Genomic DNA, 21960 nt, shown 5'->3' with positions numbered 1-21960 from the left:
CAGGGACCGGGAACGAACGGTCACCGGTTGGTCGCACGCGAATCCGTACTCAGGTCCTCCCCCAGCGGGTGTGCCCTCCCCCGCACAGGGGAGACGGTCCGCCACAGCGGACGAGGCGCGGCTGCCGTGTCCGCGGCCAGCATGTCGTCATGACGACAGAGTCCGCTCCCCTCCCCGCCCCCGCGCCTGTCTGGGCCCGTCGTGCCGCGCACGCCGTCGCCCTGTGCGCCGTCCCGTCAGGTCTGTGGCGCATCGCCATGGCATCCGGCATCCATGTCGGATACAGCGACCAAGTCCTGCGGGACGTCTTCGACATCCCGGGTTGGGGTATCGCGTACGTCGTCGGCCTCTCCGTACTCACCGAGCTGGTCGCCCTGTTCCCGCTGCTCCTCGTGAGCGACCGGTGGCGACCGCTGCGGCCCCGGACCCTCTCCGCACTGGCCTGGACCGCCTCGGCCGCCCTGGTCCTGGTGGCATTGTGGCAACTCGTGGTCGCCTGCACGGTCGAGAGCCGGACGTACATGTCCGGCGGTGCGGCACAGACCGTCTGGGGCATCGTCTACGCCCCACTGTTCGCCGTCCCGGCCCTCATGACCGCGGTGACCTGGTCATACGCAAGGCGGCACCGGGGACTTGGGCACATCCCGCGCACCTGACCTGCACGGAGTCGGCCATGTGTCCCCTCGGCGGTGGCTGCGGGCCGGACGGCGCACGACGGGAAGACCTGCCGGCCGGTTGCCGCGCCGAACGCTTCCAGGCCTGTGATCCTTGTCATGTACCGGAGCGGAACGGCGTACGACGTCGATCGCGTCTCCTGGCATGCATCTACTGAACGGTCATTCAGGAGTGATCTCCATGCGAGTTCGTACCACAGTCGCCGCCGCCACCCTGCTCGTCGCCGGGCTGGCCCTCACGGCCTGCCAGGGAGACGACGGCAAGGCCGCCGGCAGCCCGTCCGGCGCCGGCACGGCCACGGCCACAAGCACGCCGGGCAAGTCCCAGGGCGACACCGCGAGTGCCGGCACCGGCGGCAGGAGCACGCCGGGCGGCACGGCCGGTTCCAGCACTTCTGGAGGCAAGGGCACACCGGGCGGCAAGGGCGGCACGATCGTCGCGTGCACCGCGAAGACGACCGGCGTGACCTTCGTGGCGGCCGCCAGGCACGCGACCGAGTCCGAGCCCGCGGCCGCCACGGTGAAGATCACCAACACGTCCGGCAAGCCGTGCACGATCGTCGGCGCCTCGAGCCTGGTCGCCAAGGACGACCAGGGCAAGAGCGACCCGATCGAGACCGACAACTCCGCGGCCGGAACCGACGCCGTCGACCTGGCGCCGGGTGCCACGGCCACCGCCGACGTGCTCTACGCCGACCTGAACTTCGAGGGCAGCCAGTCGGCCCGCGAGGTGTGCGGGGTCCAGGCCTCGAAGGTGGAGATCGCACTGCCCAAGGATGTCGGCCGCACGGTCAAGGTCGTCAGCGGCAACGGCTCGGCAGCCACGTTCAACGTGTGCGGGCCCGACGTGAAGTTCGAGGCGTTCCACGCCTGACCGGTTAGGGCACGGGCACGGGATGGGGCCCCGAAGGCCGAGCGGTCAGGGTCTGGGCGAGGTACGGGGTGAGACCACCGAAGGCGGTCGCGGCGACCGTTCCCGGGGCGCCGACTGCGTGACCACGGATGGCCTTCGCGTGGCGCCCGTCACTCGGGAACCTTCCTCGGCCGAGGTTCGTCTACAGTTACGTAGACCGTCTACGCTGCTGTAGTCACCTGCCACCATCCATGTGCTCACGCCGGCTGGGCCGCTCGGAAAGGGCTCGTCCCGTATGGGGATCATGCGACCCAGGATCCTGGTTGTCGAGGACGATCACGCCCTGCGGGACGTGCTGCGGCGAGGCCTGCAGGAAGAGGAGTTCGAGCCGGTCCTCGCCGCCGACGGCGCCACCGCCCTGCGGTTGGCGACCGCGGACATAGCGGCGGCCGTACTGGACGTCGGCCTGCCCGACTCGGACGGGCGTGACGTGTGCCAGGCGATGCGTGCCAACGGCTTCCTGGCTCCCGTGATCTTCCTGACCGCCCGCCACCAGCTCACCGACCGCCTGTCCGGCTTCTCCGCCGGGGGCGACGACTACCTGCCCAAGCCCTTCCATCTCGCCGAGCTCGCCGCCAGGCTGCGTGCGGGGGTCCGGCGGGCCGTCCCGCGGGCCTCCGCCGCGACCGGTGATCTGGTCCTGGACGCGGTGGATCACAGTGCGATCGTGCACGGTACGCGTGTCGACCTCTCCCCCACGGAGTTCCGGCTGCTGGCCACGCTCGTCGCCGCGGACGGGAGCCTCGTGCGACGTCGGGACCTGGTGCGGGCCGGCTGGCCCGAAGGCGCGCAGGTCAGCGACAACACCTTGGACCAGTACCTGAGCCGCTTGCGCCGCAAACTGCGCGAGGCGAACAGCCGGCTGACGATCGACACGGCGCGCGGGGTCGGACACCGGCTGTCATGAACCGTGTCGCCCGCCGCTTTCGCCGCTTCGTTCCGCGCACCCTGCGAGGCCGGCTCTCCCTCGTCGCACTGGCCACCGCCGCCCTGCTGATGACGGTCCTGACGGTGGCGTTCAACGCCGTGATGGACGAGCACCTGCAACGCCAGGCGGACGACGAACTGCGCACCAGAGCGGCAGCGGTGACCACGACGGTCGACACCAGCGGACATCGGGTGCACGTTCTGGAAACCGTCAACGACCGCCTTCTCGACGCGAACGTGTGGATCTACGCCGGCACGCGTCTGCTGGAGAAGCCGCCGTCGGCCACCACCGGGAGCCCGCTGACCCGGGCCGCCGGCCGGCTGGCCGCAGAGCCGAAGCATGTCTGCGAGACGGTCGACGGTCACCGGCCCGTCCGGATGTGCTCCCAGCCGGTCCACGGCCGCAACGCCGTAGCCACTGTCGTCACCGCGCTGGACCTGGCTCCGTATCGCAGCTCGGCCGAGACCGTGCTGCTGGGGTCGCTCGTCCTGGACACCGTGATGCTCGCCTGCACGTACGCACTCACGCGCCTGTCCGTCGGCCGGGCACTGCGCCCGGTCCGGACGATGACCGACCAGGCCACGCAGTGGAGCGCCGTGGGCTCCGACGACCGCTTCGGAACGGACGATCATCCGGCCGAACTTGCCCGCCTGGGTGGCTCGTTGGATGCCCTGCTCGATCGCATACGCACCGTACTGCGCCACGAACAGCAGCTGACGGGAGAGCTGTCCCACGAACTGCGCACGCCGCTCACCCGCATCATCATGGAACTCGATTGGTGGCGGACCCGACCGCGGACGGACGCCCAGACCCGCGCCGCCCATGAGGTGATCGCCGAGGCCGCGCAGTCCATGCGCACGATCTGCGACACGCTCCTCGACGACGCCCGCGAGAACGCCCTGAACCCGGCGACGGCCCCCGCGACGACGGACGTCGGGCCCGTCCTTGACCGCCTGCTCCAGCACGTCGGCCCACCGGATCGGCTGAAAGCCACGGTGGAAACCGGCGCGCAAGGGGTGGAGGCGGGGGTCGCGCCCGCTCTCCTCGAACGGATCCTCAGCCCGCTGATCGCCAACGCCGTCCGCTACGCCCGCTCCAGCGTGATCGTGTCCGCGCAGCGCCTGCCCGGTTCCGTGCGGATCGCCGTCGTCGACGACGGCCCCGGCGTGCCTGAGACGTTCGTGGACGACCTGTTCCAGCCGGGCCGCCGCGCCGACACCGGCGACGGACACGACGGCGCGGGCCTCGGGCTGCCGCTCGCACGGCGCCTGGCCCGCGCTGTCGGTGGTGATGTCTCCTACGACCCCGGACACGCGCCCGGGGCCAGATTCACGGTCAGTCTCCCCGCGGGGTGACCGGCTCCCGGTCCTCGCCCGCCGCCGGGGCAGCGGTCCGGCGCTCCTGCACCTGGGCGTACGCCATCAGGCCGAACAGCACGATGAGCAGGACGGCGGACGAGCCCGCCGTTCCGAGGTCCAGGCCGCCCTTGGCGACCGGCTTGGTGAGGAAGTCGCCCGCGGTGGCGCCCAGCGGGCGGGTGAGGACGAAGGCGATCCAGAACAGCAGGACGTTCGACACGGCCGGCACCTTCATCAGCGCCACGAGTACCGCGAGCACCCCGGTCACCAGCAGCGCGCCACCCGCGTAACCGAGGCCGGAGCTGTCGGACAGGAAGTCGCCCATCGAGGTACCGAGGGTGTTCGACACGAGGATCGCCGACCAGAACAGGGCCTCACCCTTGAAGGTGACGATGTCTCGGATCTGGAAGGTCATCCCGCTCAGCTTCCAGGCGAGGAAGATCGCGAGGAGGATCGAGATCAGGATCGCCGCTCCGGTGGGGTAGCCGAGGCCGAGGCCCTGCGGGCCCCAGCCCAGCTTGGTCGCTCCGTTCGAGAGGAACTTGGCGCTGGCGTCACGGTTCATGAAGTCGGACATCGTGGTGCCGGCCATGGAGGTCGACAGGATCACGGTCCAGTAGAAGAACGGGTTGTAGCGGCTGGACCGCAGCTGGATCACCAGTGTCACCACGAAGATCGCGAACAGCGCGATCGTGGTGAGGAAGTAGCCCAGCTTCAGGGTCTGCGCGAAGAGGTCGCCCGCCGTCTCGCCCAGGGTCGTCGCTGCGGTCTTCATGATCCAGAAGGCCAGCGTGACCTCGGGCAGCTTCTTCATCACCGACTTGGTCGTGCTCGACGTGCCCGCCACGTCGAGGTCGGTGAGGACCTCACTCTTTTCCAACTCAGCTTCTCCATGTCAGGTTCAACGACAGGGCGCTCGCCCCCGAATTCGGGACGAGCGCCCTGTGAGATCAGCCGGCCGCCGGCGGCGGCCGTGATCAACGACCGTGGCACAGAGATCCTGAACGCATCCTGAACGCACTCCGAACGCGGTCAGATTGCAGGTCAGGCCGCGTAACGGGGGTCCCGCTCCGGGTCGGTGACGTCCTTTCGGGTCACGGCTCCCGGCGTTACCGGACGACGAAGACAACCGCCAGAACGAGGCCGAACACCGTGGTGCTCAGCTCCTGCGGCACACCCATGTTGTCGGTGAGGTTGTCGCTGATCAGGGTGCCGACGACACTGATCAGGGCTACGGCCAGCCAGTACACGCCGGCCCGGTACGCGCTCGTGCGGAACTGCACCACCAGCACCACGGCCAGCAGGGCGCTCATCAGCACCGACACGCCCGTCAGACCGAGGCCCGCCTTCTCGTTCAGCAGATCGGCCGCGGTCTCGCCGACCGTCGTGCACAGCACCTCGATGAACCAGAAGTAGAGGGTGACCTCGGGCACTTTGTTCCAGCGCAGCCGACGCGGAGGAGAAGCGGCGGTCCCGTCGGCCGCGGGGAGGGCGGAAGTCTCAGACGTTTCGTAGGTCGTGGACAGCGACCGTGCCACCGGACGCCTGAACGCATCCCGAGTGCCGCACGGCACCGTGAGCGCTGCTCCAGGACGGGTTCCTCAGCCGCGCGCGGCCACGTACAGGGTCTGGGTGCTGCGGCCGATCGGGCCCTTCTCGTCGTGCAGGGCGGACTCGGCGAGGCCGACGCCGGCGCCGTCCACCATGGTTCGGGCGTCCAGGCAGACCCACTCGCCCTCGGGGTGGCGGTGCAGGCTGACGGTGAGGTCGGCGTTGATGAAGACGTAGCGGCGGAAGTCCAGCTCGGAGCTGACGCCGTTGCCCGAGTCGGCTGCCGTCAGCACCCGGCCGAGCGGGGTGATCTCCTCTCCCGCGACCAGGGGGACCCGCATACGCATCCACGCCGTGGCCGGGCCGGACTCGAGGAACGAACCGGCGGCGAAGCGCACTTCCATGGCGGTGTGATAGCCCTGGTCCCAGGGGACGGGGAAGAAGGCCTTCGAGGGCACGGCCTCAGGCCCGGGCACCTGCCGTCCCGGCGACACGTCCGGGACCGAGTCCGGTGCCGTCTTCATCAGCAAGGCCGTCGCTTTCATCACTTCCTGGCCGCCGTCGGGTGTGAGACCGACCTCCACGAGCTCGACGCTGCGCCCGGCGCGCAGCACGCGCGTGGTCACGGTCAGCGGCCGTATCGGGACCGGCCGCATGATGTCGTACGTGAGTCTGGCGACCCGCATGTCGGGCCGGCCATCCGGTCGTTGCTCGACGGCCAGACCGAGCAGCGCGGCCGGCGGACCGGCGTGCTGGGAGTCGACGTCCCAGGGCCCCCGTGTGTACGCGGTGGGGAGGAACCGGTCGGGGGCCTCCCGTTCGTAGAAGGCCTCGGCTTGCGACGTCGGCATATCGGTCCCCTCGTGTCGAGCGTTCTCCCCCTCGCCATACTACTAAGCGCTTGCTCATATGGCGGAAGGTCGGCCCACAGCGTGCGCCGTCCGGCGTGCCTGCCCGGCCGTGACGCCGTTGCGGTGGTGTGAGGTCACGTCGGTCGACAGCCGCGACTCGCCGACCGGGTCGGCCGCGTCCGGCCTGGCATCTGACGTGCTCGGAGCTGGAGTCGCTGTTCCTGGGCGGCCGGCGACCAGGAGTACGCCTACCGCAACGACGGCACCGAACCGGTCGTCTTCATGCGGGTCGTCACCGGCGCCTGATCCCTACGACACGCTTCAGGACTCCGGAGCGGCCACCATCAGCGTGTCGAGCACCGAGTCCATGTAGCGCTCGCCCTCCACACCGGCCGGAAGCGTCTCCGGCACCGCGTGCGCCAGCTGTGTGTGCCCGAGGTAGCCGGTGTACGCCAGCAGTGCGCGACGGCGCGCATCGTCCGGCGGGAAGCCCAGCTCGGTGAAGAGCTCTGCCAGGTAGCCCACCCGGCGCTCCGTCACCCGGCGCAGTACGGCGGCGACTCGCGGATGCCCGGCCGAGGCCGGCAGCGACACCTCCAGCGGGTCTTCGGCGGCGAGTTCGGACGCCTCCACGAACAGCCTGCGCAGCCGCACAGCCGGATCCGGCTCGGACGCCAGCCCGGCGATGACATCCTCGGTGGACTTCTGCTCCCAGCGGTCGAGGGCGGCCTCGATCAGCGCCTCACGGTTGGCGAAGTGCCAGTAGAAACTGCCCTTGGTGGTGCCGAGGCGCGCGGCGAGCGGTTCGACGGCGACCGCCGCGAGACCGCCTTCGCCCATCGCCGAAAGGGCCGCGTCCGCCCAGTCCTGCGCGGTCAGTCGCTTCCGTCCGCCCGCACGGGGCCCCTCCGCATGCTGCTGCACCATGTCCATACGCTACCGTATGGTCAGCAACATACGGCAGCGTATGGAGGCGCGATATGCGCAGGTTCCGCACGATCAGCAATGTCCATGAGCGCACCATCGAGGCACCCGCCCAGACGGTCGGGACCCTCCTCGAACGGCTCTCCTCGCTCCACGACCCGCTCTGGCCCGCACCGGCCTGGCCCCCGATGCGCTTCGACCGCCCCTTGGGCGTCGGCGCGGACGGCGGCCACGGCTTCGTCCGCTACCGCGTCCGCGCGTACGAGCCCGGCCGCCGCGCCCGCTTCGACTTCAACCCGCCCACGAGCGGCTACCACGAGTTCGTCATCGAGCCGATGGGGCGGGACCGCTGCCGCGTGCGGCACACCCTGGAGCTGCAACGCCGTGGCCCGATGGTGCTGGGCTGGGCCCTTGCGGTGCGCTGGATGCATGACACGGTGGTCGAAGAACTCTTCGACAACATCGAGCGGTCCGCCACCGGGGCAGTGCCCGACCCCGTCCGCTGGACGCCGTGGGTCAGGCTGCTCCACCGGTTGACATGGGAAAGGGCAGCCGGCGGCCCGCTCCCGGCCGACGCCCGGCTGGTCCGTGCCGCCTTCGAGCAGACCGACTACGCCGATGCCTGGCGCATGACGATGCGTCCCGGCATGCCGCTGGACCCCGAGCCCTGGCGGGACGTGCTGCGCGGCGCCTCCTTCCCGGTGGTGGGCCGCCAGGGCGGCGAAGTACTGCTGGGCGAGGACGCCGGACACCTCGACTTCCGCGCCTCGATCCACGTCGACGACCGTGAGGTCACGCTCAGTACGGTCGTACGGATCCACAACTGGCGCGGCAGGCTGTACTGGGCGGTGGTCGGACGCGTCCACCCCTTCATGGCCCGGATGATGCTCCGCCGCATCCACCGCCGGCTCGCCCTGACGGCTCCGAGCGCTGCCGAACGCGCGCTGCGGGAACCCGCTTCTCCGGTGTCGCAGGGGAGTTGAGCCCCCTGCAGACACACTCCTCCCCCACCGACATGGTCAGGGGACCGGATGCGGGTGGCCGAGGTAGGAGAACTCCGGCAGCAGGTCGGCGTGCGGGCCTATGCGGTCGTCCGTGATCTTGCCGCCGGAGACCCTCCTCGGCGTTGAAGGACGCGGTCAGGGAGGGGTGGGCCCCACGGTCGACGGAGACGAGCCGGCCGTTCTGCCGCAGACTGACCCGTGCCCACACGCCGATCGGTCCGTCGCCGAGTTCGCCGTCGGGTACCTCCAGCACGATCCCGAAGACGTTCCTGTCGATTCCGAAGTCGTTGCCGGTCCACCGGAAGTTGTCGACGATGCCGTCCAGGTCGGCGAAGAAGGGATCACTTCGGGCGTCGTCCTTGGGCGAACGCAGATTGGGCCCGCTGAGGTGGTGCGACATGGCGGCCTCTCGGTGAGCGTGCACCCCCCCTGACGCCGCGCGAGCAACAGGAAATCACAGCTCGCCTGCCTCGGCACCTGGATCGGCGCGCAAGCCCTGTGTGTGGGGCGGGGAGCGGCACTGCCCATGTGTTCGGCTTGCTGATCTCGTCCGTCGAGTACGGCGGGGCCATCAGGGTGGTCCCAGGCCGTGTCGGGCGGCCGGGGTGAGTCCGGCTGGTCATGCTGGACGGGGTGTGCATCCCCTTCCCGGCGACAAGGAGCACGGTATGCCGACGGACTCGGTCGAACGATTCCTGGCGGCCCTGGACCCGGAGCACCGGGAGGCCGTCGGCGCCAAGCCGCGAGAGGAGCAGGAACAGCTCGCGGCGGCCTGGGAACGGGAACTCGAGTCGGACGACGAGCTCGACACTCTCGACGAGCTCTCCCCGCCGGCGGCGGAAGCCGAGGCCGCCCGGCGTGTGCTGGAACGGGAAACCGACTGACTCCGGTCGGACGGTTCGGCCGGCCGTCGTACGGCCCGGACGGGGCGCATCTGCGCATGCGCTTGTCGCTCCGGTCGGGGTCGCGTATGCGCGTGAACTTCTTGCCCGGTCAGGGCCCCATGTGTACATAGGGAGCCCATAGCCATGGACTGCGTGGATAGCGCTCGCGCAGGTCGCGCGTCACTCGGTGCATCGCCTCGGCCGGCCGGACGCCCTCCGCCAGGAGGGCGTACAGGGTCGTGGTGAACTCGGTGGCATCGCCGTCGGCGACCTCCCACAGGGTGGCGATCACATGGGTGAAGCCCGCCAGCTGGAAGGACGAGGCGACATGCTGGGCTTCGTCGGCGAGGTGGTAGGAACCGGCAGCGGTTCCGCACGAGGCGAGGAAGACCAGCTCGGCGTCGAGGGAGAGCGCCGTGATGTCCGGCAGCGACAGTGAACCGTCCTGCAGCACGAGCCTGTGGGCGCTCCGGCCGAGAATGTCGGCCTGCGTGTGGCAGGCGAAGTGGGCCCAGGAGTGCCGCGTGAGCTCGCGGAGCACGGCCTGCTTCGCAGCGGCGTCGCCGGTCAGGACAGTGGTCCGGGGAAACAGCTCGGCCAGTGCCTGCGCATCCGCGGCGGCGTGCCGCAGAGGTGCTGCTCCGGGTGCTTCCGGAGTGGCGACCACCAGCAGGCGGGGATCACGGCCTGCGCGGGAGCGGCTGGAGCTGAGGTGCTCGGCGGTCTTCGGGCGCAGCGCGTTGAGTGTTGTCGTGTACGACGACATCACGTAGTCGGCGATTCCCCGGGGCGCATCACCGGTGTACCGCCCGGCAGCGTGCAGGGGCAGGAAGCTCAGGATGCCGGTCGGGCACCACCACAGCCGCGGAAGGTGGTCACCGCCGCCTCCGAGACCAAGGTGCTCGACGACTGGTTCGGCGATCGCCTCCCACAGCCAGGCGAGTGTGTCGAGGACGACGGTGCCTGCCTCCCAGCGGTGCTCGGCAGGCTCGTGCGGGTCGTGCAGCGCGCGGACCGCCGAGCTGAAGGCCATGAACCGGTCCGCCACGGACCTCAGGTCGGCCCGGGGCAACGGCACACACCTCGCCGTGCCCTCGGCAAGGACGATCGCGTCACTGCGCAGAGTTGCGAGGTTCACGACCACCACCGGGCCGGACTCGGTCAGTGCGCCGAGGTCAGGTGCTCCAGGTCGCAGGAAGCTCTCGAATCCGGGCAGGCCACGGATGTTGTCGCGGGCCCGCTCCCAGGCGCGGACCGTCAGCCGGTGCTCGTCCCTGGTGGTACCGGGCGCATGGTCCGAAGCGCGGTCGGTGCTCGCACCGAGGGACGTCATGGCCTCGCCGAGTCGGCTGAACTCAGCGGCCAGTTCAGGCGCTTGACGACGAAGGTCCGTCAGGTCACGGCGAGTCTCGGTGAGCTGTCCGAGCAGGATGCCCCGCCCGCGTTCGAGCAGGTCCAGTGCCTTCTCGGGATCGCCCAGTTGCAGGGCGCAGGCCGCGGCCTGGGAAGCGAGCAGGAGCTCGTCCGCGAGCAGCAGCTCACGGTCGGAGCGTGCGAGCCGGTGCCCGACCAGCAGCGGCAGCAGGTCCACCGCGGATTCATAGTGGGCGGCCGCAACTTCCCAGTCGCCGAGACCGGCGGCCAGGCCACCGGCCGCCCTGGCGGCCTCGATGCGATCCGGGAGAGTGAAGTGGGGGGTTCGGTAGACCTGGCGTCTCAGTTCGAGCACCTCCGCGGCCGAGTCTCCTGTCTCGCCGTCGCGTCGTGCCAGGACATGGGACAGCACCAGCAGCGCTCGCACGTGCCCTACCTCGTCCGGGCTCGTGACGGCCATGGCTTCGCGCGTCACGACTTCGGCCTCGTCCAGCAGCGACCCATCCGCTTCGTACCGGTGGAGGTCCAGCAGCGCGTTGGCCAGGTTGGTGCCCCAGAGCGGCCGGTCCGGGTGGTCGGCAGGACCTGTCCGGATCGCCTCACGCAGCAGGTCCACGGCCTCCCGGGCGTCCTGCGCCGACGTACGGTCCCGCGCGCGGCCCAGAAGCACCACGGCCAGGTAGGACAGTGAAACCGAGCGCTCCGGACCGCCCTGGGCGTGTAGTGCCAGGGACTTCCGGCAGAGGTCGACGACCGCGTCGAGTTCGCGTTCGTACGCGGTGAAGGGCTGGGCGAAGAGGTCCGTGAAGGTGCGGGGACTGCTCTCCCGGGCCCTGCGGGCCATGTCCACGAAGGGGGCGAACTGCCGCGTGTGGAGCAGTCTCGCTTCCGCCAGCCTCGCCATGGCCTCCGGCGTCGTACGCCAGGCTTCGGGGCCCGCCGCCGCCTCTCCGAGTACGTCCATGGCCTCCAGCAGCGCCGAGCTGTCCCGTGAGACCTCGTAGAGCGAGACCAGGGAGACGCCCAGCTCCAGGAGGGAGTGGGCCCGGTCGAAGGAGCCCTGCCGGGCGATCCGCACGGCGGCCCGGCAGACGGGAACCAGCTCGTCGAGGAGTCTTCTGTCCCGCGTGCTGTCGTAGGCGGCGGTGAGGGCACTCGCACATCTGCCGAGGAGGAGGCCGCGCTCGTCTTCGTTCAGCGTGGGGTCTTCCAGGTGGCTCCGGGCCAGCCCGAGGGCCTTGTCGAGCGCAGCTTCCTCCCGGGTGAGCTGGAATTCCACCCGGTAGGAGTCGATGAGGCCGGACTTCGCGCGGCGCACCTCGACGTGGTCGGCGGGGAGTTCGCCGACGACCGATTCGAGGAGACGTCTGCCCTCCGCAACGGTCTTCCTGTCCTTGCCCAGTTCGCCCAGCAGAGTCAGTGAGTGGCCCAACTCGACGTACACGGGGACCCTTTGGGGGTGCCGGGCCCCGAGGTGCGCGGCCGCCGCCCGCAGCACGGTCACCGCGTTGTCGGCGTCGGAGAGGTCGCCGGTGGCTGCGGCCGACTCCTGATGGGACAGCCCGGCGTTCATCAGCTGTGCCACGTAGGCCGGATCGGCCGGGTCCAGCGCTCGTGCGGCCGCGTGGTTCAGGCGCGCCGACTCCCGCATGGCCTCCATGTCGTGCAGCCGGAGCGCCTTCACCCGCAGCACATTGCCGAGACAGGACAGCGTTCCGGCTTCCTGCGGTGCCGCCTCACGGGCACGGCGCGCCCACTGTTCCGCCGCCGAGATGTCGTGCCGCGCCCCCTCGCCGGTCCTGGCGTCGGCGTCCTCTCTCCGCCCTTCGTGCGCGCGCGACTTGAGGGCGTTGGCGAGACTGACCATCCGGCTCACTGTGTCCGGCCCGGACCCGTCCGCCCCGGAGAGCGCGGCCTCCAGAACCTCCACCGCCTCGTCCAGCGCGGCGACCTCGCCCGTGGCGGAGTGCGTCATCCGCAGACACATACCGAGGTCCGCCTGGTACGCGCGCCGCCGATCGTCGCTCACCCCCGGATGCGCGACGAGCCGGCGCAGCACAAGGGCTCGTGCGCGGAGCAGGGCGGGCTCTCCCTGCGCGACGTGCAACGGTACGACGGTGGTGAGGGCGTCGAGGACGGGACGCGCGCGGGGATCGGCCGGGCCGTATTCCTCGGGCACGCGCTCGATGCAGGCGCCGGCCTGTCGGGCCCATTCGGCGGACGGGGTGCGCAGGTGACCCTCGATGAGGGCCCCGGCCAGTCGGATCCGGACCTGTACCCGCGTCTCCTGGTCCGTGGCCTTCTCCTGGACACGGTCCCACGCCGCCGCGGCCAGGGAGAGCAGTCGCGGATCGCGGCTCGTGGGGCCGGCCACGCCGTCGCGGTAGGCGTGCAGCAGGTTTCCCCCCAGCGGTCCGAGCAGCGCTACGGCCTGTTCGTCGGGTATGGACGCGAGGGAGTCGATCGTGCGCGAGGCCCAGCCGATGGCCTCGTCCAGCGAGCCGGGATCATCGCCTCTCGCATGCCGCTGCAGAAGGACCTCCACCAGGTTGATCTGCAGCATCTCGGGCAGGGCTTCGGTCTCCCGCAGGATGCCGATGGCGCGTCGGAGCAGAGCGATCGCCTCGGCCGCCTCGGCCGGGTCTCCGGTGGTTCGGTAGGCGGCCGCGCGGTCGGCTGCCTCGTTGCCGAGCCGCAGGGCTTCTTCGAGTCGTCGCGGTGCGGCCGACTCCCGCGCGAGTACGGCGCCGATCGCGTCCGGCACCGCCTCCGGCATCCGCCCCCACAGCGGCCGGAAGAGCTCCAGGGCGCGGTGGAAGTCCGCTCCGTCGTAAGTCTGTCGGGCCAGGCAGCGGAACCAGTGGAACCAGCCCAGGGCGTGGGCACCCTCGTCGCTCCATGACGTGTGCAGGGACGCGGCGAGGAGTCCGGCCGCCGTGTCGGCCTCGGGTCCGAGCATCTGCTGGGGATCGGCTGTGGACGCGAAGCGTCCGAGCAGTGCCTGCACTGTGGTGAGTGGCGAGTTCTCCATCTGCTCCGTCGCTCCCCCCGCGGTGGCTGTTCGGCGTGTTGCGCCCGTACCATCATGCAGCGACGCTGACGCGTCTTCTCCAGGAGTGACAAGGGGCAGCATGGAACGTCGGGGGGATGTCGCGGCATGGTGTGAGGCCCTCCCTCTTCTGCGTCGTCTCGCCGCGGCTCAGGGCCGCGCGGACGAGGTCACGGAGCTGGCGCATCGCATGCGGACCGAGAGCGACGTGGTGGTGCAACTCAACGAGCTGGGGCGGGAGTTCGGAATCCCGGCGCTCGGCGCCAGATCGGTGGTCGGGGTGCCCGGGGTGGACCCGGGGGTGCCGGTCGACGGGCTGTTCGTCTGTCCCGCCGGGCGGTGCGACCGGGACTGGGTACGGGCGCCGGGGGTGGCGACGCCCGAATGCCACCTGTTCGAGGAGCCGTTGGCACGGGCGGCGCCGGAGCGGCGCATTCGGTGAACTCCTTCCTCAACGAGCTCGCCAAGCAGTTGGCCGGCAAGTGGGTCTCCCTTCTCGTCGTACCCGGGGCCCTCTTCGTCGCCTCCGTCGTGGTGGGCTGGCGCATGCACTCCGGATCGTGGCCCGGCGACGAACACTTCGTGACGGCGGTCCAGCAGGGCAGGGCCTCGGCCGGCCGGCTCGCCGCCGCTGCTGTGGGCACCGTACTGCTGGCCGCCTGGGCGGGGCTGCTGGCGCAGGGCACGGGGAGGGCCGTTCACTGGCTGTGGCTCGGGCAGTGGCCCGGACGTACCGGCGAGGCACTGACCAGCCGGCGCCGTCACCGCTGGGATCGCGCCCAGGAGCAGTATGAACAGGCTTACCGCCAAGGGCAGTCGGACAAGACGCTGGCCCAACTGGCGTACCGGCGCAATCGCATCGCGCTGGCACCTCCGACGAGGCCTACGTACATGGGTGACAGTGTCGCGGCACTGAGCACCCGCGTCGGGATCGAGTACGGCCTCGACCTCGAACACGGCTGGCCACGGCTGTGGTTGGGGCTGCCCGAGGAGGCCCGGAAGGTACTGGACGAGAGCAGGGACGCGTTCAACAGGGCGGCTGCGGTGGCTGGTTGGGGAGTTCTCTACGCCCTCGCCGGAGCCGTCTGGTGGCCACTCGGGCCGGCTGGGCTCGCAACGCTCCTCACGGCCGTTGTCCGAGGCCGGTCGGCCATCGCGAACCTGGCTCAACTGATGGAGTCCGCGGTCGACCTCCACGGAGCGAGCCTCGCCACCTCGCTCGGCATCCCCGTCCCGGACGGCCGCGTCACACCAGAGATCGGGCGCGAGGTGACTCGGGTCGTGCGCAAGGGGGCGTGAGGGGCGGGCGGCGGCCACGCCGGTGACCGGGGGGAAGCCCGGTACGAACACGCGCCGACGACGACCCTCGGAGTCGGGCCCGTGATGCACGTACACGCGTTCTTTTGGGTACTAGCGGGTTGTCCTCCTCGTCATCGGGCACGTCGGCGGCGGCAGTCCGGGGCGGAGAGCCAGTTCTAGGACGTGATCACGATGGGCTACTCGCACCAGGGCCACACGGAGCGCACCACAGTGGGAACCCTCCTGACCTGCAAAGATCTCCACGTCAAGATCAGCTGTTTGCGTCGGGAGATCCACCAGCTGCAAGAAGCCGTCGTGTCACACGCTGTGATCGATCAGGCGATCGGCGTGGTCATGGCCGTCGGCGGGCTCCGTCCCGACCAGGGCATCGAAGTCCTCACGGCGGTCTCCCGGCGCACCGGCATCGGTCTGCCCACGATCGCCGGTCTCCTCGTCGACTGGGTGGCGACCGGTCGGCTGTCCGACGACCTCCGTCAGGCACTGGACAGCGCACTGACAGACGCGGAACCCGACGCAGCCGAGCCCACCCCGCCGGTCGACGACTCGCCCGCGGTCCCCCGACGCGGCAAGCTTGAAGTGGCGTGAGCAAGGCACACCCGGCTGCGGCGGCTGCTCCGGTCCCCGGACGGCCCCGCACAGCAGGAGGGCGGCGTCAGGTGCGTACCGTGGGAGTGGAGGAGGAACTCCTCCTGGTCGACCCCGACAGCGGGGAGCCGAGGGCCGTGTCGGCCGCCGTCCTTGCCCGTGCCGCCGAGGACGATCCCGCACAGGACGTCTTCGAGAAGGAGCTGTTCGGGCAGATGCTGGAGTTCGCCACGCGGCCCCAGTCGGAGATGGCGGACCTCGCTGCCGAAATCATGCACTGCCGCAAGGAGGCGGCACGGCGCGCCGGCGAGATCGGGTGCGCGGTCGCCGCACTCGCCACCTCCCCGCTGCCGCTCAACCCGACGATCACCGTGAACGAGCGCTACCAGTGGATGGCCGACCGGTACGGCATCGGCACCCGTGGGCAACTGGCCTGCGGCTGTCATGTGCATGTGTCGGTGGAGTCCGACGAGGAGGGCGTCGCCGTTCTCGACCGGATCCGGCCTTGGCTGCCCGTGCTCTGTGCGGTCAGCGCCAACTCTCCGTTCTGGCAGGGCCTCGACACCGGCTACGACAGCTACCGCTCCCGGGTCTGGGCGCGCTGGCCGTCGGCCGGGCCGGCCGAGCTGTTCGGGTCCGCCGAGCGGTACCACCGGCTGGTTGCGGACATGGTGGCCACCGGCGTCATCCTGGACGAGGCGATGGCCTACTTCGACGCCCGTCTGAGCGCGCGCTTTCCCACGGTGGAGATCCGGGTGGCGGATGTGTGCCTGGGCGCGGAAACCGCCGTGCTCGTCGCCACTCTGGTCCGGGCCTTGGTGGAGACCGCCGCGCGCGACTGGCGGGCGGGCCGGCCACCGCTCGACCACGGCGTCAGTCTGCTGCGGCTGGCCGCCTGGCAAGCCGCCCGGACGGGCCTGAGGCAGGATCTCCTCGATCCCGCGACCATGCGGCCCCGGCCCGCCGCGGACGTGGTGCGCTCGCTGCTGGAACACACCGGGGACGCACTGATCGAGAGCGGCGACGCGGCCCGCGTCGAAAAGTCCGTCGGCGAATTGCTGAGCCACGGCACCGGCGCCCGCGAACAGCGGGTGCTCATGGAACGCACGGGCAGCCTTCAGGGCGTCGTCACCGAGTGCGTACAGCGCACCCTGGCTTGAGCGGCTCGGCGAAAGGATCAGTACGTCGAGGCCCTCGGCGGCGGGCTGCTCCGGCATGCCTGCCCGCGGATCCTCTCGTCAGATCTCCTCCTCCATACGGATGGCGGCCCTGAGGTCCTCGTACGCCTTTCCCGGTGAGCCCTCCTGCGCTTCGAGCAGGGCGGCGGCGATGGCGTCCAGCTTGCGCTGGATGGCGCGCTCGGCCCGTAGCTCCGAGTTCTTCAGCAGGGCGAGCAGGAGCAGCGTCACGGCCGTCATCGAGTCCCCGGCGAGCACCTGCCACTCCGTGCCCATCCCGAGAGCATGGACGATCAGCACCCATGCGACCAGCGCCAGGCACAGCAGGAAGAACAGCGGGGAGCTGGTGAACAGCGATGCGCCCTCCGCGAACCGTTCGAACCACCGGCGCCGGTCGCCGCCCCGGTCAGCGGGATGCAGGAAGGTCATCGGCTCTCACCTCTCGGGGCGCGCCCTCCCGCGCTCGTCACCGGGCGGGGCTGCGGACTCTCCGTCCGAGTACCCCTCGAGGCGGGGTGCTCGCGGCACCGTGGGGAGCGACTCTGCTGCCGCCGGACAGGGTCGAGGCTCAGCGACCGTGCTTCGATGCCGCTCGCCGGCGGCGGACGAGGAGTACGACGGCAGAGCCGGCGGCCACCGACGCGGCGGCCGTGCCTCCGAGGGTGACGGCCTGTGCGATCGGCCGCCCGGAACCGGTCTGCGCGAGCGTCGGGCCCGCAGGTTCGGTGGCGGTCGTCGCCGTGGTGGCGGTGGCCTGGGCCGCCTGTTCGATCAGGCGGGCGACCGCGCCCGGCTGGGAGACGGAGACGGCGTGGGACGCATTGACCTCGACGGTGTGCGCGTGGGCGCGCTGGGCCATGAAGCGCTGTACGGCCGGCGGGATGTTGCGGTCCTCGGTGGTGATCAGAGTCCAGGACGGGATGGTCTTCCAGGCGGCCCTGGTGGCCTTCTCCACCAGGGCCGAGGCGGCCACGGGACGCTGGGTGGCGGCCATCAGGTCCGTGACGGACCTGGGCACGTCGGCGGCGAACTGGTCATGGAATTTGCCGGCCTTGATGTACTGATCGATGCCGGTGCCACCGCCGGGAAGGGGAAAGGGAACGTTGTCGAGGGCGGGGCCGAGAGTGCTCCCGGGAAACTTGCCGGACAGTTCCAGGGAGCTTTCTCCCGCCGCGGGGGCGAAAGCGGCGATGTAGACCAGCGCCTTGACCTGGGCGTCGCCGACGGCCGCTTCGCTGATCACGGCGCCGCCGTAGGAGTGACCGACGAGCACGACCGGTCCCCGCACGCTCTTCAGGACGCTGTGGATGTACTCGGCGTCGCTGGCCAGTCCGCGCAGCGGGTTGGCGGGAGCGATGACCGGAAACCCCGCCTGCTGCAGGCGGCTCACCACTCCGTTCCAGCTCGAGCCGTCGGCGAAGGCGCCGTGCACCAGCACGACGGTTGGTTTCGCGCCGCCCTCGCCACCAACCGCGGAAGCCGGTGCCGCCGGGAACGCACACAGCGCGACGGCGGCGAATCCGGCCGCCACGCCGTGGATACGCCACGTGTGGCGTCGTATGCCATGGACCGCACTCATACTGCTCGCACCTTCCGTAGGGCTGTACGGCATTCAGCTTCACCCGTCCGTGGTGACGGGGCAGCCCACCAGGGCAATCGGGTGAAATCCGTACGGCAGGAGGTGCGATCGCTGCGAAGGCCCCGCACGGTATCAGCGTCGGCCCGTGCTCAGCGTGCCGTCATCTCCTCGGCGAACACGTCCAGAATCGCTGCGCAGAAGGCCTTCAGATCGTCCGGCTTGCGGCTGGTGACCAGCTTGTTGGGCCCGTGGTCGCAGATTTTCACCTGCTTGTCGACCCAGGTGCCGCCCGCGTTGCGGATGTCCGTGCGCAGGCTCGGCCACGAGGTCAGTTCACGCCCCCGCACCACGTCCGCCTCGACGAGGATCCAGGGCGCGTGACAGATCGCGGCGACCGGGCGCCCCAGCTCGAAGAACCCCTTCACGAAAGCGACGGCCTCGTCGTCCGTCCGCAGGAAGTCCGGATTGGCGACCCCACCGGGCAGGACCAGGCCGCCGAAGGAGTCGGCGGACACATCACCGACGACCTCGTCCACCGTGAACCTGTCCGCCTTGTCGAGGTGGTGGAAGGCCTGGACCTCACCGGATTCGGTCGACACCAGCACCGGTTCGTGCCCGGCCTCCCATGTCGCCTGCCAGGGCTCGTTGAGCTCCACCTGTTCTACGCCCTCGGGCGCTGTCAGAAACGCGATACGCATGACCGGTCGACTCTCCTTCCCCGTTGTCGTCGATTCCCGTCATCGGGCGGACGCGGTGCCGCTGTCGAGATCCGGCGTCGGTGCCACGATGGGCGCCGAGGTCGCCTCGATGGCCGGGGCGTCGAGGCGGACGAGACCCTCGGGTCCACCGCCGTCGACCACCGCGACGTGTCGAGCCGACCGCTCACGCATCGCCCTTGCGGCATCTTCGATGTCGTCGTCCGCGCGGACCGTGACCAGATCCCGGCGCACCGCTCGGCCGACGGGCATCCGGCGGTGGTCGGCTCCGTCCGCGACCGCGCCGACCACCAGGTCTCGATCGCCGGCCAGCCCCATCAGGTCACCGTCATCCGTCACCAGCACGAGACCCACGCCTTGGTCGCGCATCACTTGAGCCACCGATGTCACGGACGCCCGTGCGTCCAAGGCCGTCAGGGCATCGGTCATGATGTCGCGCACTCTCCTGGCCATTTCGGCCCCCTTCCGCGCTCCGGCAGGGCGCGGTCACCGCGCGCTCGGCTGCCGGGTACCCCACACCGCACGCCTCACCGCGAACGCCCGGGACCGCACCGACGTCCTGCCGTCGCTGCGCGGCTGATGGGCGTGAGGCAAGGTGGATATCACGTGACAATGTGGGCATAGACCCCATGCAGGGGCGTTCTGCTGCAGGGAATCCTGTCCGTTCCTGAATGCCGGGAGGAGGCGTGCGTTGCCGTGGACGCTGAAGGGCGGGCAACGAACCATCCCGCGAGGGGCGTGGGCCGGGACCGTCGGCTCGTCGTGGAGATACGGCCCGAGGCCCGGACGGACACGGTCGTACTGGTCCTGACCGGAGAGGTGGACCACGACTCGGCAGGACCCCTGAAACAGGCCCTGGAAGAGGGAATCGGGGCACAGCGGATCATCGCCGACTGCTCCGGGCTGCTGTTCTGCGACTCGACCGGACTCAACGTCCTGCTCAAGGCCCGGCTGCGCATGCAGAACCACGGAGGACGCCTGGACATCGCGGGGCTGCGCCCGCCGGTCGACCGCATGTTCGAGATCACCGGCGCTCACAACGTCTTCCGGGTGTTCCAGGATGTCGAGACGGCACTCACGGACAGCCAGGCAGGCACGTGACGCCGCCGCGGTCGGAGCCGAGGGAGGGATCATGACGACGACAGGCGCCGGCCACGAGCAGGTCAGACGACTCGCCCTGCGCGGCACGGGCGGCGCGGTGACTCGCTGTCGTGACTTCACCACTGTGGCGTTGGCCGACTGGGGCTGGCTGCCGGCCGCCACGCCGGAGGCCCGCGAACAGGTCGAGGATGTACTGCTGCTGGTGTCCGAGGTGGTCACCAACGCGTGTCTGCACGCCGGGGGCCCGGAGGAACTGGTCCTCCGGCACGGCGGCGAACGGCTGCGCATCGAGGTGTCCGACGCGAGCCCCGAGCATCCGCATGCTCAGGCCCCGCGATCACCCGCGCTTCCCGGCGGGCACGGCCTGATGATCTTCGACCGGCTGGCCCGCTCGTGGGGGTCCGAGGCCAGGCCTGATCGCGCACGCGGAAAGGTCGTATGGGTGGAGGTCACCCGCCCGTCCGAGCAGAAGTCTGATCGGGCGCGGTCGGCTCGTCGTCGATCAAGCCCGCTTTGAGTTCACCCAGGATCCGCTTGAGCAGGCGCGAGATGTGCATCTGCGACAGACCGAGACGCTCCCCGATCTCCGCCTGGGTGAGCTCCTCGCCGAAGCGCAACGACAGCACGAGGCGATCCCGCTCCCCCAGCCGCGCGATCAGCGGCTTCAGCGACTCGAAGTCCTCGACGAGTTCGTACGACGCCTCCGACGTGGCCAGATGGCGCGTCACGAGACGCAACGCGTCTGCGTCGTCCTCCTCGACCGGTGCGTCCAGGGAGCGGGCGGCATAGCCGTTGGCAGCGCGTTCACCCTCGGCCACACACTCCTCGGTCACCTGCATCTGGGCGGCGAGTTCGCCGCGGCTGGGCCGGTGCCCGAGCCTCTGCTCCAGTCGGTCGGCGGACTTCGCCAGCTCGATCCGCATTTCCTGGAGCCGTCGGGGAACCCGCACGGCCCAGGTCGTGTCACGGAAGAACCGCTTCATCTCGCCGACGATCGTCGGCAGCGCGAACGCCGAGAACTCGACGTCACGGTCGACATCGAAACGGTTGATCGCCTTGATCAGGCCGATCGTGCCGACCTGCATGATGTCCTCGGCCGAGTCGACGTGGTCCCTGAACCGCCGGGCGGCGAACTTGACGAGACTGAGGTTCAGTTCGACGAGGGTGTTGCGCACGTAGGAGTACTCGGGCGTGCCCTCCTCCAGTGCGCGCAGGCGCACGAACAGGGCCACGGAGAGGGACCGCGCCTCATCCGTCGAAACCTCGGTGGGCCGCGTGATATCCGGCAGTCCGGCAAGGGCCTCGCGACGTATGACGGCACCCGCGTCATGGGCGGAGGTTGCGGAAGTCTGGACGGTGGACATGAGGCTCCTTCGACGGTGGCGGCGGGCCTGCACCGCGGCGAACGCGGCGGGGTCCGTCGATCGAGCGTCCTACAGTCATTCTTCCCCCAGGGGATGGTTTGATGCGGTATGCGCCGGAAAGGCGCAGCGCATGGCCAGGTCCACGGAGCAGCGGACCGGCGACCGCTCGTTGCGCTACGAACTCCCTGCGGAACCCGGAGTGGTCGCTCATTGCCGTGCCCTGACCCAGCGGGCGCTGGTCAAGTGGTTCGGATCCGCCGGCCGGCCCGGCCGGAAAGCCGCCGACGACGCCGTGCTGCTGGTTTCGGAGGTGGTCACGAACGCCTGCACACACGGGGGCGCCCCGTCCGAACTGCAGCTCACGGCGACCGATCGGGCACTGTGGGTGCAGGTCAGCGACACCAGCCCGGTGGTTCCTCATCCGCACGGCCGGCACAGCGCCTCCCGCACCTCGGGGCACGGGCTGTATCTCGTCCAGCGGCTCGCGGCGTGCTGGGGCTGCGTGCCCGGCTCTCACGGCGGCAAGACCGTCTGGTTCGAGGTGGACATCGTCCCGGAAGCCGCAGCTCCGGACCGGTCCTAGAGTGGAAACGCGGTGCGTGGGCAC

Annotated in this window: 23 protein-coding genes and 1 pseudogene; 14 read left to right on the top strand and 10 right to left on the bottom strand. The window is 70.4% G+C overall.

Features of this window, described 5'->3' with window-relative positions:
• Positions 1-149 precede the first annotated feature (149 nt).
• The 4 genes from FB157_RS39785 to FB157_RS39770 all read left to right on the top strand — a co-directional run bounded on the left by FB157_RS39785 (position 150) and on the right by FB157_RS39770 (position 3870).
• Positions 150-656, top strand: a complete 507-nt coding sequence (locus FB157_RS39785; RefSeq protein ID WP_145885610.1) for a hypothetical protein — start codon at positions 150-152, stop codon at positions 654-656.
• Positions 657-855: 199 nt separating this feature from the next.
• Entirely contained in the window at positions 856-1548 is a 693-nt protein-coding gene (locus FB157_RS39780; protein ID WP_186581889.1) for a DUF4232 domain-containing protein, read from the top strand.
• Positions 1549-1831: 283 nt separating this feature from the next.
• Entirely contained in the window at positions 1832-2494 is a 663-nt protein-coding gene (locus FB157_RS39775) for a response regulator transcription factor (RefSeq protein ID WP_145885608.1), read from the top strand.
• On the top strand, positions 2491-3870 hold the full coding sequence (locus tag FB157_RS39770; RefSeq protein WP_145885607.1) for a sensor histidine kinase KdpD: 1380 nt from the start codon (positions 2491-2493) through the stop codon (positions 3868-3870). The genes FB157_RS39775 and FB157_RS39770 overlap by 4 nt, the downstream gene beginning before the upstream one ends.
• On the opposite strand, the gene FB157_RS39765 is transcribed toward FB157_RS39770, so the two are convergent.
• The 4 genes and pseudogenes from FB157_RS39765 to FB157_RS39750 all read right to left on the bottom strand — a co-directional run bounded on the left by FB157_RS39765 (position 3851) and on the right by FB157_RS39750 (position 7208).
• The gene (locus FB157_RS39765; RefSeq protein WP_145885606.1) at positions 3851-4753 is read right to left on the bottom strand and encodes a hypothetical protein; all 903 of its coding nucleotides are present in this window, start codon (positions 4751-4753) and stop codon (positions 3851-3853) included. The genes FB157_RS39770 and FB157_RS39765 overlap by 20 nt on opposite strands.
• Positions 4754-4988: 235 nt before the next feature.
• Positions 4989-5399: pseudogene (locus FB157_RS39760) on the bottom strand (hypothetical protein); the annotation flags it as partial.
• Between the two features lie 75 nt (positions 5400-5474).
• Entirely contained in the window at positions 5475-6275 is an 801-nt protein-coding gene (locus FB157_RS39755; protein WP_145885605.1) for a thioesterase family protein, read from the bottom strand.
• A 321-nt stretch (positions 6276-6596) separates the two neighbouring features.
• Positions 6597-7208 carry a TetR/AcrR family transcriptional regulator gene (locus tag FB157_RS39750; protein WP_385170867.1) on the bottom strand — a complete coding sequence of 204 codons (612 nt, stop codon included), beginning with the start codon at positions 7206-7208 and terminating at the stop codon, positions 6597-6599.
• Between the two features lie 47 nt (positions 7209-7255).
• Here FB157_RS39750 and FB157_RS39745 point away from each other — a divergent pair, with 47 nt between their 5' ends.
• On the top strand, positions 7256-8182 hold the full coding sequence (locus FB157_RS39745; RefSeq protein WP_145885603.1) for a DUF2867 domain-containing protein: 927 nt from the start codon (positions 7256-7258) through the stop codon (positions 8180-8182).
• 689 nt (positions 8183-8871) lie between these two features.
• A complete protein-coding gene (locus tag FB157_RS39735; RefSeq protein ID WP_145885602.1) occupies positions 8872-9087 on the top strand; it encodes a hypothetical protein in 216 nt (71 codons plus the stop codon).
• Between the two features lie 109 nt (positions 9088-9196).
• Here FB157_RS39735 and FB157_RS39730 read toward each other — a convergent pair whose 3' ends face one another.
• The gene (locus tag FB157_RS39730) at positions 9197-13492 is read right to left on the bottom strand and encodes a CHAT domain-containing protein (RefSeq protein WP_145885601.1); all 4296 of its coding nucleotides are present in this window, start codon (positions 13490-13492) and stop codon (positions 9197-9199) included.
• Positions 13493-13700: 208 nt separating this feature from the next.
• Here FB157_RS39730 and FB157_RS39725 point away from each other — a divergent pair, with 208 nt between their 5' ends.
• The 4 genes from FB157_RS39725 to FB157_RS39710 all read left to right on the top strand — a co-directional run bounded on the left by FB157_RS39725 (position 13701) and on the right by FB157_RS39710 (position 16575).
• Entirely contained in the window at positions 13701-13952 is a 252-nt protein-coding gene (locus tag FB157_RS39725; RefSeq protein ID WP_145885600.1) for a hypothetical protein, read from the top strand.
• Positions 13949-14809: a hypothetical protein gene (locus FB157_RS39720; RefSeq protein WP_145885599.1), complete on the top strand. Its 861-nt coding sequence runs from the start codon at positions 13949-13951 to the stop codon at positions 14807-14809. Before FB157_RS39725 ends, FB157_RS39720 begins: the two co-directional genes overlap by 4 nt.
• A gap of 192 nt (positions 14810-15001) precedes the next feature.
• The gene (locus FB157_RS39715; protein WP_145885598.1) at positions 15002-15415 is read left to right on the top strand and encodes an ANTAR domain-containing protein; all 414 of its coding nucleotides are present in this window, start codon (positions 15002-15004) and stop codon (positions 15413-15415) included.
• A gap of 71 nt (positions 15416-15486) precedes the next feature.
• Positions 15487-16575 (top strand): glutamate--cysteine ligase, encoded by a 1089-nt coding sequence (locus FB157_RS39710; RefSeq protein ID WP_145885597.1) that lies wholly within the window; start codon positions 15487-15489, stop codon positions 16573-16575.
• Positions 16576-16653: 78 nt separating this feature from the next.
• Here the strand turns inward: FB157_RS39710 and FB157_RS39705 are convergent, their stop codons facing one another.
• From FB157_RS39705 to FB157_RS39690, 4 genes are all read right to left on the bottom strand, one after another.
• On the bottom strand, positions 16654-17022 hold the full coding sequence (locus FB157_RS39705) for a low affinity iron permease family protein (protein ID WP_145885596.1): 369 nt from the start codon (positions 17020-17022) through the stop codon (positions 16654-16656).
• A gap of 139 nt (positions 17023-17161) precedes the next feature.
• Positions 17162-18172, bottom strand: a complete 1011-nt coding sequence (locus tag FB157_RS39700) for an alpha/beta fold hydrolase (protein WP_145885595.1) — start codon at positions 18170-18172, stop codon at positions 17162-17164.
• Positions 18173-18321: 149 nt separating this feature from the next.
• Positions 18322-18870: a type 1 glutamine amidotransferase domain-containing protein gene (locus FB157_RS39695; RefSeq protein ID WP_145885594.1), complete on the bottom strand. Its 549-nt coding sequence runs from the start codon at positions 18868-18870 to the stop codon at positions 18322-18324.
• Between the two features lie 39 nt (positions 18871-18909).
• Positions 18910-19317, bottom strand: coding sequence for a CBS domain-containing protein (locus FB157_RS39690; protein ID WP_261386830.1), 408 nt, complete (start codon positions 19315-19317; stop codon positions 18910-18912).
• On the opposite strand from FB157_RS39690, the gene FB157_RS47730 reads away from it, so the two are divergent.
• The 3 genes from FB157_RS47730 to FB157_RS39680 all read left to right on the top strand — a co-directional run bounded on the left by FB157_RS47730 (position 19316) and on the right by FB157_RS39680 (position 20506).
• A complete protein-coding gene (locus FB157_RS47730; RefSeq protein ID WP_186581895.1) occupies positions 19316-19468 on the top strand; it encodes a hypothetical protein in 153 nt (50 codons plus the stop codon). The two genes, FB157_RS39690 and FB157_RS47730, sit on opposite strands and share 2 nt — an antisense overlap.
• A 116-nt stretch (positions 19469-19584) precedes the next feature.
• Positions 19585-19989, top strand: a complete 405-nt coding sequence (locus FB157_RS39685) for an STAS domain-containing protein (RefSeq protein ID WP_398948006.1) — start codon at positions 19585-19587, stop codon at positions 19987-19989.
• A 31-nt stretch (positions 19990-20020) separates the two neighbouring features.
• Positions 20021-20506 carry an ATP-binding protein gene (locus FB157_RS39680; RefSeq protein WP_145885592.1) on the top strand — a complete coding sequence of 162 codons (486 nt, stop codon included), beginning with the start codon at positions 20021-20023 and terminating at the stop codon, positions 20504-20506.
• Here FB157_RS39680 and FB157_RS39675 read toward each other — a convergent pair.
• Positions 20439-21353 (bottom strand): SigB/SigF/SigG family RNA polymerase sigma factor, encoded by a 915-nt coding sequence (locus FB157_RS39675; protein WP_145885729.1) that lies wholly within the window; start codon positions 21351-21353, stop codon positions 20439-20441. The genes FB157_RS39680 and FB157_RS39675 overlap by 68 nt on opposite strands.
• Positions 21354-21483: 130 nt before the next feature.
• On the opposite strand from FB157_RS39675, the gene FB157_RS48970 reads away from it, so the two are divergent.
• Positions 21484-21936, top strand: coding sequence for an ATP-binding protein (locus FB157_RS48970; protein WP_261386829.1), 453 nt, complete (start codon positions 21484-21486; stop codon positions 21934-21936).
• Positions 21937-21960: the final 24 nt, after the last annotated feature.

It is taken from the genome of Streptomyces sp. BK340, from assembly GCF_007827595.1.
Classification (GTDB): Bacteria; Actinomycetota; Actinomycetes; order Streptomycetales; family Streptomycetaceae; genus Streptomyces.
The sequence above is the reverse complement of the archived record's forward strand: the minus strand, read 5'-3'. Positions and strand labels throughout refer to the sequence as shown.

What these genes read in the sequence shown, in the direction of transcription:
- FB157_RS39785 (WP_145885610.1), top strand. Translation starts at nt 150, where the DNA reads ATGACGACAGAGTCCGCTCCCCTCCCCGCCCCCGCGCCTGTCTGGGCC.
- FB157_RS39780 (WP_186581889.1), top strand. Translation starts at nt 856, where the DNA reads ATGCGAGTTCGTACCACAGTCGCCGCCGCCACCCTGCTCGTCGCCGGG.
- FB157_RS39775 (WP_145885608.1), top strand. Translation starts at nt 1,832, where the DNA reads ATGCGACCCAGGATCCTGGTTGTCGAGGACGATCACGCCCTGCGGGAC.
- FB157_RS39770 (WP_145885607.1), top strand. Translation starts at nt 2,491, where the DNA reads ATGAACCGTGTCGCCCGCCGCTTTCGCCGCTTCGTTCCGCGCACCCTG.
- FB157_RS39755 (WP_145885605.1), bottom strand. Translation starts at nt 6,275, where the DNA reads ATGCCGACGTCGCAAGCCGAGGCCTTCTACGAACGGGAGGCCCCCGAC.
- FB157_RS39750 (WP_385170867.1), bottom strand. Translation starts at nt 7,208, where the DNA reads ATGGACATGGTGCAGCAGCATGCGGAGGGGCCCCGTGCGGGCGGACGG.
- FB157_RS39745 (WP_145885603.1), top strand. Translation starts at nt 7,256, where the DNA reads ATGCGCAGGTTCCGCACGATCAGCAATGTCCATGAGCGCACCATCGAG.
- FB157_RS39735 (WP_145885602.1), top strand. Translation starts at nt 8,872, where the DNA reads ATGCCGACGGACTCGGTCGAACGATTCCTGGCGGCCCTGGACCCGGAG.
- FB157_RS39730 (WP_145885601.1), bottom strand. Translation starts at nt 13,492, where the DNA reads ATGGAGAACTCGCCACTCACCACAGTGCAGGCACTGCTCGGACGCTTC.
- FB157_RS39725 (WP_145885600.1), top strand. Translation starts at nt 13,701, where the DNA reads ATGCGGACCGAGAGCGACGTGGTGGTGCAACTCAACGAGCTGGGGCGG.
- FB157_RS39715 (WP_145885598.1), top strand. Translation starts at nt 15,002, where the DNA reads ATGGGCTACTCGCACCAGGGCCACACGGAGCGCACCACAGTGGGAACC.
- FB157_RS39705 (WP_145885596.1), bottom strand. Translation starts at nt 17,022, where the DNA reads ATGACCTTCCTGCATCCCGCTGACCGGGGCGGCGACCGGCGCCGGTGG.
- FB157_RS39700 (WP_145885595.1), bottom strand. Translation starts at nt 18,172, where the DNA reads ATGAGTGCGGTCCATGGCATACGACGCCACACGTGGCGTATCCACGGC.
- FB157_RS39695 (WP_145885594.1), bottom strand. Translation starts at nt 18,870, where the DNA reads ATGCGTATCGCGTTTCTGACAGCGCCCGAGGGCGTAGAACAGGTGGAG.
- FB157_RS47730 (WP_186581895.1), top strand. Translation starts at nt 19,316, where the DNA reads ATGATGTCGCGCACTCTCCTGGCCATTTCGGCCCCCTTCCGCGCTCCG.
- FB157_RS39690 (WP_261386830.1), bottom strand. Translation starts at nt 19,317, where the DNA reads ATGACCGATGCCCTGACGGCCTTGGACGCACGGGCGTCCGTGACATCG.
- FB157_RS39680 (WP_145885592.1), top strand. Translation starts at nt 20,021, where the DNA reads ATGACGACGACAGGCGCCGGCCACGAGCAGGTCAGACGACTCGCCCTG.
- FB157_RS39675 (WP_145885729.1), bottom strand. Translation starts at nt 21,353, where the DNA reads ATGTCCACCGTCCAGACTTCCGCAACCTCCGCCCATGACGCGGGTGCC.
- FB157_RS48970 (WP_261386829.1), top strand. Translation starts at nt 21,484, where the DNA reads ATGGCCAGGTCCACGGAGCAGCGGACCGGCGACCGCTCGTTGCGCTAC.